General features: G+C 67.8%; 10 protein-coding genes. 6 read left to right on the top strand and 4 right to left on the bottom strand.

Annotated elements, in window-relative coordinates:
• Positions 1–77 precede the first annotated feature (77 nt).
• Positions 78–2,432 carry a penicillin acylase family protein gene (locus Q9Q95_RS08225; protein WP_306095845.1) on the bottom strand — a complete coding sequence of 785 codons (2,355 nt, stop codon included), beginning with the start codon at positions 2,430–2,432 and terminating at the stop codon, positions 78–80.
• Between the two features lie 309 nt (positions 2,433–2,741).
• Here Q9Q95_RS08225 and Q9Q95_RS08220 point away from each other — a divergent pair, with 309 nt between their 5' ends.
• On the top strand, positions 2,742–5,768 hold the full coding sequence (locus Q9Q95_RS08220; RefSeq protein WP_306095843.1) for a TonB-dependent siderophore receptor: 3,027 nt from the start codon (positions 2,742–2,744) through the stop codon (positions 5,766–5,768).
• Positions 5,769–6,002: 234 nt separating this feature from the next.
• Here the strand turns inward: Q9Q95_RS08220 and Q9Q95_RS08215 are convergent, their stop codons facing one another.
• Positions 6,003–6,536, bottom strand: a complete 534-nt coding sequence (locus Q9Q95_RS08215) for a hypothetical protein (RefSeq protein ID WP_306095841.1) — start codon at positions 6,534–6,536, stop codon at positions 6,003–6,005.
• Positions 6,537–6,675: 139 nt separating this feature from the next.
• Here Q9Q95_RS08215 and Q9Q95_RS08210 point away from each other — a divergent pair, with 139 nt between their 5' ends.
• Entirely contained in the window at positions 6,676–8,328 is a 1,653-nt protein-coding gene (locus tag Q9Q95_RS08210; protein WP_306095838.1) for an MFS transporter, read from the top strand.
• Between the two features lie 59 nt (positions 8,329–8,387).
• Here Q9Q95_RS08210 and ctrA read toward each other — a convergent pair whose 3' ends face one another.
• Both ctrA and Q9Q95_RS08200 read right to left on the bottom strand, forming a co-directional pair.
• Positions 8,388–9,101 carry a response regulator transcription factor CtrA gene (ctrA, locus tag Q9Q95_RS08205; RefSeq protein WP_306095837.1) on the bottom strand — a complete coding sequence of 238 codons (714 nt, stop codon included), beginning with the start codon at positions 9,099–9,101 and terminating at the stop codon, positions 8,388–8,390.
• Between the two features lie 174 nt (positions 9,102–9,275).
• The gene (locus tag Q9Q95_RS08200; RefSeq protein WP_306095835.1) at positions 9,276–10,190 is read right to left on the bottom strand and encodes a LysR family transcriptional regulator; all 915 of its coding nucleotides are present in this window, start codon (positions 10,188–10,190) and stop codon (positions 9,276–9,278) included.
• Positions 10,191–10,315: 125 nt separating this feature from the next.
• Here Q9Q95_RS08200 and Q9Q95_RS08195 point away from each other — a divergent pair, with 125 nt between their 5' ends.
• From Q9Q95_RS08195 to arfB, 4 genes are all read left to right on the top strand, one after another.
• On the top strand, positions 10,316–11,014 hold the full coding sequence (locus Q9Q95_RS08195) for a pirin family protein (RefSeq protein ID WP_306095833.1): 699 nt from the start codon (positions 10,316–10,318) through the stop codon (positions 11,012–11,014).
• Positions 11,015–11,138: 124 nt separating this feature from the next.
• A complete protein-coding gene (wrbA, locus tag Q9Q95_RS08190; RefSeq protein WP_306095831.1) occupies positions 11,139–11,771 on the top strand; it encodes an NAD(P)H:quinone oxidoreductase in 633 nt (210 codons plus the stop codon).
• A gap of 92 nt (positions 11,772–11,863) precedes the next feature.
• Positions 11,864–12,514 (top strand): RluA family pseudouridine synthase, encoded by a 651-nt coding sequence (locus Q9Q95_RS08185; RefSeq protein WP_306095829.1) that lies wholly within the window; start codon positions 11,864–11,866, stop codon positions 12,512–12,514.
• Positions 12,507–12,908, top strand: a complete 402-nt coding sequence (gene arfB, locus Q9Q95_RS08180) for an alternative ribosome rescue aminoacyl-tRNA hydrolase ArfB (protein ID WP_306095827.1) — start codon at positions 12,507–12,509, stop codon at positions 12,906–12,908. Before Q9Q95_RS08185 ends, arfB begins: the two co-directional genes overlap by 8 nt.
• Positions 12,909–12,934: the final 26 nt, after the last annotated feature.

Raw genomic sequence — 12,934 nt, 5'->3', positions numbered from 1 at the left:
GGCCGCGAGCGAACGCTTACGGAGATGCCCCCTCCACCAGCTTCGCTGGTCCCCCTCCCCCGCTTCGCGAGGAAGGATTATTTTGGCTCGGGCACCAACCTTGTCCGCCCTGCCGCGCGTGCATCGACTGCCGCCTTGCTGAACAGCATCGGCAGCATCCGCCCTTCGCTCCACGGTTCGTACTGATCGCGATAATGCGGCGAGCGCGGGTCGTTCGACTGGCCCGGCAGGTTGAGCATCAGCGAATTGTCCCACGCGCCGACGTCGATCACCTGGAGATAGCTCGCCCCGCCGCCGGTCCGCCAGCCCGGCCCCGCGCCCAGCCAGCGCGCCATCACCGTATAGCCGTCGCCGCCCGATCCGCGGCCCTCGATCGGCGGGAACGCCGCGGCGATCGCCGGGATGCGCGACAAGGGATGCTGGATCCGCACCTGGTGCAGCTTGTCCCAGCGCCACTTCGCCGGATCGGGCCCCAGCAACTCGCGCGCCGAGCCCCAGCCCGCGGCCAATGCCGCATCGAGCATCGCGTCGCGCGCGCCCGCCGGATCGGCGCCGAGCCGCGCGTCGGGCGTGGCGAGCAGCCCGAGCAGCACCGAGGGCGCGATCTCGGTGACGAGATGCTTCGCCCGCGCGGGGACGATCGCCGCGAGCATCCTTTTGCCGAGATCGCGCCAGACCATCTCGAACAATGCCGCCGCGCCGCTCTCCCCGTCGATCCGCGCATTCCAGCCGCGCAGCATCGCCGCCGCCGGCCCCGGACGCGCCGACACCAATGCGATCAGCTGGCTTGCCGGCGCCGAGAAGGTATCGTGATGCAGCGCGACGCTGTCCGCCAGGCCGTGCCGCGGCTGCGCCGCCAACACCTCCGCGATCCGCGCGTAGCGATAGGGATCGCGGAACGAGAAAGCCGGGATGCGGTCGCGCGGCCAGTCAGCGGGAAGATTGTTCTGGTTGGCCGAGGCAAACCAGCCCTTGGCCGGGTTATATTCGCTCGGCAGCGCCGAAAAGTTGCGCATCCCCGTCCAGTCGTAGCGCCCGTCGCCCGGCACCGGCAGCAGCCCCTCGCCTTTCTTGCGCACAGGCGCGAAGCCGATCACCTGCCAGCCGATATTCCCGTCCATATCGGCATAATGGAAATTGGTCGGCGACGGGTGGAAGGCGAACGCCTTCCGCAGGCTCTTCCAGTCCTTCGCCAGATTGATCGCGATCATCGCGAACGATCCGTGACCGCCCGGCTGCATCCCGATCGATGAAACCGCGGTGGCCCGCCGCCGCGCCGGATCGTGCGACACCACCGGCCCCTGCACCGAATAGCGCAGCGGCACGACATAGGGCGCCGTGCCCTTGACCGGGATCGCCGCCTCGACCCGGCGGAAACGCTTCCACTCCCCGTCATGCCGGTAGCGTTCGGGATCGTCGGGATGCAGCTCGAGCACGAACAGATCGAGCTGGTCGATATGGAAATTGGTACGCCCGAACGCGAAGCGGTCGGTATGCCCCTGCATGATCCCCGGCAGCCCCGGCGATCCGCCGCCGATCACGTCGAGCCCCGGCGCGCTCAGATGCGCGACGTGGCGCGGGCCGAAGCCGCCGATGCCGAGATGCGGATCGTTGGCGAGGATCGGCCGCCCGGTCGCGCTGCGCGACGGCGCGATCGTCCAGGCATTGCTGCCCGCATTGGCGCGTTCGGCCGGCCCGGCGGCGGGATCGGCGACCGGGGTCTCGGGCCCGAACGGCAGTCCGCCCAGCCGGAGCATCCCCAGATCGGCCGCCGACACCGCCGCCGCGTCGAGCCCCTCGGGCACCGCCATCGTCCAGCTCGGCCGCAGCGGCGCGACGATCGCATCGAGATCGAGCAACCCGAGCGCGGCGAGCTGCGCCCGCCGAACTTCGTCATCGGCATTGTCGATCGACGCGCCGCGCGCCAGCACGAGGTCGCGCAGGTCCCAATGCAGCGGCGCCACGCCGAGAATGGCATATTCGAGCGGCAGCAAGCTGCGATCCGCCAGCACTTCGTCGATCCGCGCGTTGATCCCCGCGACATAAGCCCGCGCACAGGCGAGCAGATGCGCCGGCACGTCGCGCAACTCCGCATCGAGGTCGCCGCGATAATGGAACAGCCGCGCGGTCGCGTCGTGCTTCGCGAAGTCCGCGCCGAACACCTCCGCCAGCCGCCCCATCTCGCGCCGGTGCGACAGGTCGATCTGGAACAGCCGGTCGCGCGCGACGACATAGCCCTGCCCGAAAAAGGCGTCGGCGATCGATGCCGCGCGGACATGCGGCACGCCGAACGCATCGTCGACGATATGGATCGGCGCATCGAGGCCGCGAACCCTCGCCTCGGCGGGCGCGCGCTGCAGCCGTGCGGCGGCGGCCGGCGCCAGCGCGAGGGTCGCAACCGAGCCGAGCAGGAAGGAGCGGCGGGCGAGCATCGGCAATCATCCTGGCGGTGGGCGGTGGCGGCAAGCTAGCGCCGCGCGGCGTCGCGTCGCATGGCAAGCGCTTCGCCGCCCATAGAGCGAAGTTATGGCTGGCAGCCATAGTCTGCGGCTATGGCGTGGTGAACGTATAGAAGCCCGCGGCCGGTTGACGCTGCGCGAAACCGCGGCGCACCTTCGCTTCCGGCACGATCCCATGCGGCCCGCACAGAGGCTGCAGAGAGTGTGCGGTGCGTTGCCGCGGAGGGCATTCGCGCAGGCCGGTTCGCCGGTCCCGAAGGTTCATCCCATCAGGGGGGTAAAATGACGAATCCACGCCGGCAATCGGATCTTGCCACTTTCTCCAGCATGGCCGCGCTGGCCCTTGCCTCGCTCACGGCTTTGCCCGCCGCAGCCCAGACCGAAGGCACCGGCACCGCGACCGTGCAGGAGACCCCGCCGGCCGCGCCCGAAGCCAGGGAAGACGAGCTCGTCGTCACCGGCACCCGCATCATCCGCGACGGCTTCCAGGCCCCGACGCCGCTGACCGTGCTGACCCAGGAAGACATTCAGAACACGTCGCCGTCGAACAACATCGCCGACTTCGTCAATCAGCTGCCGCAGCTCGCCGGCTCGACCAAGCCGGCCAATTCGCGCCTCAATCTGTCGAACGGCTCGGCTGGCATCAACGCGCTCAACATGCGCAATCTCGGCGAAGGCCGCGTGCTGATCCTGCTCGACGGGCGCCGCTCGGTCGGCTCGACCATCTACGGCTGGGTCGACATCAACACGATCCCGCAGGCGCTGGTCGATCGCGTCGAGGTCGTCACCGGCGGCGCGTCGTCGGCTTATGGCTCGGACGCGGTCTCGGGCGTGGTCAATTTCGTGCTCAACAAGAAGTTCGAAGGGCTGAAGGTCCAGGCCGATACCGGCGTCACCAGCGCCGGCGACGGCTTCAATTATTCGGGCAGCATCGCGGGCGGCAAGTCGTTCGCCGGCGGGCGCGGCCATTTCCTGTTCAATGCCGAGATCGCGCATCAGGACGGCATCTTCGAAGTCAATCCGAACGATCGCCCGTGGAACCATACCGGCTATGTGCGCATCCAGGATCCGAACTTCGTCGCCGCGACCAGCACCACGCCGCAATTCATCACCACCCAGCGCCAGATCGGCGCGGCGAACTCGGCCCCCGGCGGCCTGATCACCGGCTCGGCCGGCGGCGCCGCCAATCGGCTGCGCGGCCTCTATTTCGGCCAGGGCGGCCAGGTGCTCAACTACACCTATGGCGGGCTGACCTTCCCCTCGCCGACCGGCTCCGCGGCGCCCAGCCTCACCCAGGGCGGCTCGTGGCAGGTCAATGATTCGGGCCGCCGCATCGGCCTGATGCCCGAAGACGACCGCTGGGGCGTGTTCGGCCGGCTGAGCTACGAAGTCGCAGACGGCGTCGAGGTCTTCGCCGAGGGATCGTACAACCGCCAGAAAGTCTATTTCAACGCGGGTCCCAACCTGTCGACCGGCATCACCTACAACACCACCGGCTGCACCACCGTCCCGGTTCCGGTGACCTGCAACGCCTTCGCCCTGCAGACGCTCGGCGCGGCGCGGCTGGCCGGCATCACCAGCGTCACCGTGGCGACCACTGCCGCCGACCTGCCGTTCCGCGGCATCAACAACGAGCGCAAGGTCCAGCGCTACGTCATCGGCGCCGACGGCAATTTCGACGCGTTCGGCCGCGCCGGGCATTGGGGCGTCTATGCCCAATATGGCCGCTCGCAGCTGCGCGAACAGCTGCGCGACATTATGCATCTCGCGCGCATGACCAACGCCACCGCCGCGGCATTCGCGCCGGCGGGCAATGCCGGCGGCTATGCGGTCGGCTCTATCCAGTGCTTGATCAACCTCGACGCGAGCACGACCAACAACGATCCGAACTGCGTGCCGCTCAATCGCCTCGGCGTGGGCGTCGCCAGCCAGGCGGCGATCGATTATGTGCTCGGCGATCCCTATCGCGATCAGGTGCTCGAGCAATTCGTCGTCGGCACCAACTGGGCGGTCACGCCGTTCGCCACCTGGGCGGGCGACGTCAGCATCGCCTTCGGCGGCGAGGCGCGCAAGGAGAAGATCCGCGGCAGCGTGCCGACCGAATATCAGCCGGTCATCAATCCGAACGGCACCACCAGCAACGCATGGTCGGTCGGCAACTATCTTCCCTTCACCGGCGAATACAGCGTCAAGGAAGCCTATCTCGAAACGGTGATTCCGCTCGGCCTCGGCCTCGAATTCAACGGCGCGGTACGCGCGACCGACTATTCGAACTCGGGCTATGTCACCACGTGGAAGCTGGGTGCGACCTGGGCGCCGATCGAGGACATCCGTTTCCGCGTGACGCGGTCGCGCGACATCCGCGCGCCCAACCTCAACGAGCTCTACCAGGCCGGCACCGCCAACAGCGATTCGGTGCGCAACCCCGCCTACACCACCGACGGCCTGAACGGTCCGGCGACCTTCGGCTATTCGGGCCTGACCACCGGCAATCCCAATCTGCGGCCGGAAAAGGCCAATTCGTGGAACATCGGCGCGGTGATCTCGCCGCGCTTCCTGCCGGGCTTCACGGCCTCGGTCGATTATTTCCGCATCGACCTCGAAGATGCGATCGACTCGATCAGCGCCCAGGAGATCGTCAATCGCTGCGACGAAGGCATTGCGGAATATTGTGCCGCGATCACCGAAGACCCGGTCCGCACCCAGGCGGGGCCGCCGCGCGTGCCCTATCTGCTGATCCGCAGCCAGCCGTTCAACTTCGCCCGCAAGCTGGTGCGCGGCATCGATTTCGACGCGGCCTATCGCATCCCGCTCGGCGCGGACGCGCTCACGATCAAGGGCGTCGCGACGCGCTATATCGAGAATCTGTCCGACACCGGCATCGCGGGAGTCGTGCCGGTCAATACCGTCGGCGCGAATGGCGGCCAGGCCAGCACCCCGACCTGGATCTTCCGCGGCAGCGCGACCTACGAGACGCCGACCTTCTCGGCGACGGTGGTCGGCCGCGGCGTCAGCTCGGGCAAATATGTCGCCAACGGCATCGAATGCACCAGCGGCTGCCCGCTCTCGACCTCGCAATTCCCGACCTATGACAATAATCGCGTCTCGGGGCTCTTCTATGCCGACATCAATCTGACCCAGAAGATCGCGGTCAGCAGCAGTTCGGAAGCGGAGATGTTCTTCAACGTCACGAACCTGTTCAATCGCTGGCCGCTGCTGGTCCCCGAAACCGGCATGGCCGCGAACACCACTTACTCGGACATGCTCGGCCGCCAGTTCCGCGTCGGCATCCGCTTCAACTTGCGCTGATCGGACGGCGCCCGCGAGCCCTTCCTCCTCCGTTCGGGAGAAGGGAGGGCTTTCGTTTGCAAAATAGGATTTGAAGTGATTGCCTGCGCGCGGCCCCGGCCCGCTCTTTGCACCGTCGATCTTCCTATCGAAATACGCAACAAAGCATCACGACATTGTATCTTTATTGCCGGATTGCCGTGAAAACCGTGCAATCGGGCGCGCCGAATCCTATCAATCGACGGCGGGATAATCCTATTCCGCACGCCGTAGCCCCGCTTCGCGAAACAGCGCCGCCGACAATAGCCACAAGGCCGCGAAGCCGGTCGCGAGGCCGCTGCCGCGCACGTCGCTGGTCAGTCCGCTGAGTCCCGCCAGCACCTGCGCGACTGCCGTGGCCAGCATCGCCCAGGCCATGCCCCGAGCCCGGAAGCGCGCAAGCATCGCTCCGCCGAAGCCGATCGCCAGCACGCCGGCGAACAGCAGGTTGCGCGGATCGTGCTCCGATCCGATCATCCCGACCGCGCCGTTGCTCCAGACGAGCAGGAAGCTCGCCAGAAGCGCGATTCCGGCGGCGGTGCGATACGCCATGCCGGCGCTTTTCCGGACGACGAGCTCGAGCCCCAGTCCGACGCTGCCGAGCAGCCCGGCCATGGCCATGAAGTCGAAACCGGTCCACGGCGCCCGCGCGATCAGCGGCAGCGCAAGCAGCGACGCCGCGCCGCCCCAGCCGATCGCTCGCCACGGGATCGCAGGTGCTTGCCGGTCGGGATTCGCATTCGCAGCCATGGCGTTCTCCGCATCTCGCCATCGAGGGCCCGGCATGCCGCGCCGCGCCGGAGCGCGTCATGAGCAAGTTGTGAGGCTTTGCTGAGCGATGCCGCGGGGCTTGCCGGGATCGCCCGAAGGGTTGAGGGATTGAGCCGCCATGCAGGTCAGCCACGAACCCCGCTCCCCCTTCGATCTCCCGCTCTTCCGCACTGTGTGGATCGCCAGTCTCGCCTCCAATTTCGGCGGGCTGATCCAGTCGGTCGGCGCGTCGTGGATGATGACCAGCCTCAGCGGCTCGCCGCAGATGATCGCCTTGGTCCAGGCGTCGGTCAGCCTGCCGATCATGCTGCTCTCGCTGTGGGCGGGGGCGGTCGCCGACAATCTCGATCGCCGCCGGGTGATGCTCGCGGCGCAGTGCTTCATGCTGCTGGTCTCGGCATTGCTCGCCGCGGGAAGCTGGGCCGGCATCCTCACGCCGTGGCTGCTGCTGGCATTCACCTTCCTGATCGGCTGCGGCACCGCGATCAACGGACCGGCCTGGCAGGCGTCTGTCGGCGACATGGTCCCGCGCGCGCTGCTGCCCAGCGCCGTCGCGCTCAACAGCATGGGCTTCAACGTCGCGCGCAGCCTCGGCCCCGCGATCGGCGGCGCGATCGTCGCGGTCGCCGGCGCCGCGGCGGCGTTCCTCGCCAATGCGGTGAGCTATGTCGGGCTGATCGCGGTACTGGCGCGCTGGCGGCCCGATCTGCCGCCGGCGCGGCTGCCGCGCGAGCGGATCCTCGTCGCGATGGCGGCGGGCATCCGCTATGTCCGGCTCTCGCCACCGATCCGCACCGTGCTGATCCGCGCCGCCTTGTTCGGCTTCGCCGCCAGCGCGGTGCCGGCGCTGATGCCGCTGGTCGCGCGCGACATCATCCGCGGCGGGCCGCTGACCTATGGCCTGTTGTTGGGCGCGTTCGGGGTCGGCGCGGTCGCCGGCGCGCTCGGCAGCCAATGGCTGCGGCGACGCTTCTCGACCGAGGGGCTGGTCCGGCTCGCAGCGCCCGCGCTGGCGAGCGGCGCGGCGACCACCGCGGCGACCGACTGGCTGGCGCTGACGCTGCTCGCGCTGGCTTTGTGCGGCGCCGGCTGGGTGGTGGCGCTGTCGACCTTCAACGTCAGCGTCCAGATGGCGTCGCCGCGCTGGGTGGTGGCGCGTGCCCTGTCGCTCTACCAGATGGCGGCGTTCGGCGGGCTGGCCGGCGGCAGCTGGGTGTTCGGCATGGTCGCGGGAGGGCACGGCGTCGCGACCGCCTTGCTCGCCGCGGCCGGGGTGCAGCTGCTCAGCGTCGCCGCCGGCTTGCTCTGGCGGCTGCCGGCGGTCAGCCAGCTCAACATGGATCCGCGCGACAGCTGGCGCGAGCCCGAGACCGCAGTGCCGGTCGAGCCGCGCAGCGGACCGATCGTCATCACCATCGAGCATCGCATCGCCGAGGCCAATGTCCCCGCCTTCCTCGCCGCGATGAACGAGCGCCGCCGCATCCGCCGCCGCGACGGCGCGCGCCATTGGGCGCTGCTCCGCGATCTCGGCGATCCCGAATTGTGGATCGAGCGCTATCATGTCCCCACCTGGCTCGATTATGTCCGCCACAATCATCGCCGGACCCATGCCGACGACGCCAATAGCGAGGCGCTGCGCGCGCTGCGGATCGATGGCGCCGAGCCGGTGGTGCATCGCCGGATCGAACGCCAGACCAGCTCGCTGCCGCAGTCGCGCGCCCCCGATCCGCGCGAGCTCAACCAGGTCACCGACCCGACCGGCTCGTCCTGAGCCCAAAAAAAGCCGCGGTCCTTGCGGACCGCGACTTCCTTACCCCCGTTGAAACTGTGTCAGGCGACTGCCGGAACCGGCTCGGCGCCCTCGGCGCCTTCGGGCTCGCGCAGCACATAGCCGCGGCCCCAGACGGTCTCGATGTAATTCTCGCCCTCGCATGCCATGCTGAGCTTCTTGCGCAGCTTGCAGATGAACACGTCGATGATCTTGAGCTCGGGCTCGTCCATCCCGCCATAGAGGTGGTTGAGGAACATTTCCTTGGTGAGCGTGGTGCCCTTGCGGAGCGAGAGCAGCTCCAGCATCGCATATTCCTTGCCGGTCAGGTGCACGCGGGCACCATCGACCTCGACGGTCTTGGCATCGAGATTGACCGCGAGCTTGCCGGTGCGGATCACCGACTGGCTATGGCCCTTCGAGCGGCGGACGACGGCGTGGATGCGCGCGACCAGCTCTTCGCGGTGGAACGGCTTGGTGACGTAGTCGTCGGCGCCGAAGCCGAAGCTGCGCACCTTCGAATCCATCTCGTTGATGCCCGACAGGATCAGCACCGGCGTCTGCACGCGGGCGACGCGGACCTTCTTGAGCACGTCATAGCCGTGCATGTCGGGAAGGTTCAGATCGAGCAGGATGATGTCGTAATCATACAGCTTGGCGAGATCCAGACCCTCTTCGCCGAGGTCGGTCGTGTAGACATTGAACCCCTCGGTCGAGAGCATCAGCTCGATCGCCTTGGCAGTCGAAGGTTCGTCCTCGATCAGCAGCACGCGCATCGTCGGTTCCCCTGTCCCAAGCACGCGTTTGGGGCCCCGTGGCCGACGCGCTGGACGAATTCATTAACCTAAGCACCTCTGAAGGCAAAAGGTTAATTTCTGACTAACCGGCCTTGTTCCACGAGTCGTAGGGAATCTACTTATTGGCGGACTCGAATTCGTTTCGCTGTCGAGTCAAATATGCACTTCGCTGCACATGCGCTTGAGCCGATCGCTGAGGAATTCGATCAGCGCTTCCACCCGGGCAGGGCGCAGGGTCCCGGGCGGGGTGAGCAGATGGAGCCCCGCCGCGCCGATCGCCCAATCGTCGAGCACCGATTCCAGCCGCCCCGCCGCCAGATCCTCGCGCACGAGGAAATCCGGGAGCCTTGCGATGCCGAGCCCGGCGCGCAACGCCGGCAGCATCGCGTCGCCATTGTCGGTACGGACCGGCCCGTCGACGCGCACCGCCGCTTCCTCGCCGCCCGCGCGGCGGAAGCGCCAGACGTCGGGAGTCGCGGTGTTGGTGTAGACGAAGCAGGCATGGGTCGCGAGGTCGGCGGGGTGCCGCGGCCGTCCGACGCGCTCGAAATAAGCCGGCGAGGCCACGATGTGCCCGATCACCGGCCCCAGCCGCCGCGCGCGGAGCGAGCTGTCGGGCAGCTCGGCGATGCGCAGCGCGATGTCGATCCCCTCGCCGACGATGTCGACGAACGCGTCGGACAGCCTGAGGTCGATCTTGATCCCGGGATGGATCGCCATGAAATCGGCGAGCGCGGGCGCAACGGCCTGGATCCCGAAGGTCAGCGGTGCCGCGACCCGGACGACGCCCACCGGCGCGCTGGCGGACTCGAACGCCGCCTCTTCGGCCGCCTCGCCTTCGGAAAGGATGCGCTGCGCATGATCGGCGAGCGCGCGGCCGCTGTCCGTGAGCGTCAGCCGCCGCGAGGTGCGGTGAAACAGCGACGTGCCCAGCCGGGTCTCGAGCCGGGTGATCGCCTTGGACACCGTCGCCTTGGAGACGGCGAGCGCCTCCGCCGCGCCGCTGAACGAGCGATGCTCGACCACCGCCGCGAAAATCGCCCAGGCTTCAAAATCGGGTAGTTTCATCAATCAATTCCTCCCCGAGCCCGTCTCGGGGAGGATCATAACAAGGAAACAATCAGTTTCCAACGTTTCCATTTACGCCACGATCGTCCTCCCTATCTTGGCACCAACACCAAGGGAGATCAGCGATGATCGAGAAACGCTCTTTCGAAAGTCTCGGCCATGCCAACCATGGCTGGCTCAACGCGCGACACCATTTCAGCTTCGCCAACTATCATGACTCCGCCCGGATGGGCTGGGGCGCGCTGCGCGTCTGGAACGACGACGAGATCGCCGCGAACAACGGCTTTCCGGCGCATCCGCATCAGGACATGGAGATCATCACCTATGTCCGCACCGGTGCGATCACCCATCAGGATTCGATGGGTAACAAGGGCCGCACCGGCGCAGGCGACGTCCAGGTGATGAGCGCGGGCACCGGCGTGCGCCATGCCGAATATAATCTCGAGCCCGAGACCACGACCTTGTTCCAGATCTGGATCCTGCCGCGCGAGCGCGGCGGCCAGCCGAGCTGGGGCGCCAAGCCTTTCCCCAAGGGCGATCGCTCGGGCAAGTTCGTGACCCTCGCCTCGGGGTTCGAAGGCGATGACGATGCGCTACCGATCCGTGCCGACGCCCGGGTCCTCGGCGCCACGCTCAAGGCCGGCGAGAGCGTCGAACACACGGTCGGCGACGGGCGTCACGCCTATCTCGTTCCCGCCGTCGGCGCGATCGAGATCGACGGACAGCGCTTCGAGGCCCGCGACGGCGCCGCGCTGTCGGGCGGCCAGACCGTGACGATCAAGGCGCTCGAAGACGCCGAGATCGTGCTGGTCGACAGCGAATAACCAACTCTCAGAACTCCCCTCTCGCTTGCGGGAGGGGTCGGGGGAGGGACTGACCCACTTCTCCGGATCTCACACCCTCCCCTAACCCCTCCCGCAAGCGGAGGGGAATTCGAAGGAAGCCCCCATGTCCAAAATCCTCGTCCTCTATTACTCCTCCTACGGCCACCTCGCGAAGATGGCCGACGCCGTCGCCGAGGGCGCGCGCAGCGCCGGCGCCGAGGTCGATGTCCGTCGCGTCCCCGAGACCGTCCCCGCCGAAATTGCCGCCGCATCGGGCTTCATCCCCGATCACAGCCACCCGGTGCTCGACGACGTCAACGAACTCGCCGGCTATGACGGCATCATCGTCGGCGCGCCGACCCGCTATGGCCGGATGTCGAGCCAGATGGCGGCCTTTTGGGATCGCGCCGGCGGCGTCTGGTACCAGGGCGCGCTCAACGGCAAGGTCGGCGGCGCCTTCACCTCGACCGCGACCCAGCATGGCGGTCAGGAGGCCACGCTCTTCTCGATCATCACCAATCTGCTGCATTTCGGCCTGACCGTGGTCGGCCTCGATTATGGCTTCCAGGGCCAGATGGGCGTCGACGAGGTCAAGGGCGGCTCGCCCTATGGCGCGACCACGATCTCCGACGGCGACGGTAGCCGCCTGCCGAGCGCAACCGAGCTCGACGGCGCCCGCTATCAGGGTCGCCGCATCGCCGAAGTCGCCAACAAGCTCGCGGTGCCCTCCCCCGCCCGCGAGACCGAGACCGCGTAAGTCCCCCTCCCCACGCGGTTCGACGGAGCGGCGGTCTGGCGAAAGCCCGGCCGCCGCTTTCCGTTTGGGCGCGACGCTCTATATGCCTGCCCATGTTCAAGGACCGCGTGCTCTTCATCGACGGCGAAGCGATCGTGATCGACAAGCCCGCGGGCTTGCCGGTCGATCGCCCGCGCGACCGCTCCCGGAGCCTCGAGGATATGCTCGACCAGCTCACCTTCGGCTTCCAGCGGTTGCCCTTGCCCGTCCACCGACTCGACCGCGACACCAGCGGTTGCCTGTTGCTGGCGCGCAACCCCAAGGCGCACAAGCGCTTCGGCCAGGCGTTCGAAGCCGGCACGGTGGTCAAGCGCTACCTTGCGATCCTCGACGGCGAACCCACGGCCGAAAGCGGCGCGATCGACTTGCCGCTGATCAAGGTCTCTACCGCCGAGACCGGCTGGCGGATGACCGGCGACGCAGGCGGGAAGCCCGCGCGCACCCGCTGGGAAGTGATCGAGCGCGCGCGCGGCAAGGCGATGCTCGCTTTCTTCCCCGAGACCGGCCGCACCCACCAGATCCGCGTCCATGCCGCCGAGGGGCTCGGCCTGCCGATCCTCGGCGATCCGGTCTATGGCAAAGGCGGCCCCGCCGTGATGCTCCACGCTGCCGAGCTCACTGTCCCGCGCGGCGACAAACCGGCGATCCATGCCGAGGCACCGCTGCCGGTGCGCTTTCACAATATGGGTTTCGGCCGTGGCTGAGTTGCCGGAAGAGGCGATCGTCGAGGAGAAGTTCCTCGCCGCCTCCGGCCCCGGCGGGCAGAACGTCAACAAGGTCGCGACCGCGGTGCAGCTGCGGGTCAACGTGTTCGCGCTGGGCCTGCAGCCCTGGGCCTATCAGCAGCTCAAGACGCTCGCCGGGAGCAAGCTGACCAGCGCCGGCGAGCTGGTGATCACCGCACGCAAGTTCCGCACGCAGGATGCCAATCGCGCCGACGCGCGCGAGCGCGTCGCCGAGTTGCTCGCCAAAGCGCACGAACGTCAGGCACGCCGGGTGAAGACCAAACCCAGCAAGGCGGCGAAGGCACGCCGGGTCGACGCCAAGAAGGGCCGCAGCGAAGTGAAGGCGGGACGCGGCAAGGTGCGGATGGACTAAGATCGTCACCCCGGCCCTCTACCTTC

The organism is Sphingomonas sp. DG1-23 (assembly GCF_030730875.1).
Lineage (GTDB): Bacteria > Pseudomonadota > Alphaproteobacteria > Sphingomonadales > Sphingomonadaceae > Sphingomonas.
Note: the sequence above shows the minus strand (reverse complement) of the source record. Positions and strands in the feature narration are given on the sequence as shown.

What these genes read in the sequence shown, in the direction of transcription:
- Q9Q95_RS08225 (WP_306095845.1), bottom strand. Translation starts at nt 2,432, where the DNA reads ATGCTCGCCCGCCGCTCCTTCCTGCTCGGCTCGGTTGCGACCCTCGCG.
- Q9Q95_RS08220 (WP_306095843.1), top strand. Translation starts at nt 2,742, where the DNA reads ATGACGAATCCACGCCGGCAATCGGATCTTGCCACTTTCTCCAGCATG.
- Q9Q95_RS08215 (WP_306095841.1), bottom strand. Translation starts at nt 6,536, where the DNA reads ATGGCTGCGAATGCGAATCCCGACCGGCAAGCACCTGCGATCCCGTGG.
- Q9Q95_RS08210 (WP_306095838.1), top strand. Translation starts at nt 6,676, where the DNA reads ATGCAGGTCAGCCACGAACCCCGCTCCCCCTTCGATCTCCCGCTCTTC.
- ctrA (WP_306095837.1), bottom strand. Translation starts at nt 9,101, where the DNA reads ATGCGCGTGCTGCTGATCGAGGACGAACCTTCGACTGCCAAGGCGATC.
- Q9Q95_RS08200 (WP_306095835.1), bottom strand. Translation starts at nt 10,190, where the DNA reads ATGAAACTACCCGATTTTGAAGCCTGGGCGATTTTCGCGGCGGTGGTC.
- Q9Q95_RS08195 (WP_306095833.1), top strand. Translation starts at nt 10,316, where the DNA reads ATGATCGAGAAACGCTCTTTCGAAAGTCTCGGCCATGCCAACCATGGC.
- wrbA (WP_306095831.1), top strand. Translation starts at nt 11,139, where the DNA reads ATGTCCAAAATCCTCGTCCTCTATTACTCCTCCTACGGCCACCTCGCG.
- Q9Q95_RS08185 (WP_306095829.1), top strand. Translation starts at nt 11,864, where the DNA reads ATGTTCAAGGACCGCGTGCTCTTCATCGACGGCGAAGCGATCGTGATC.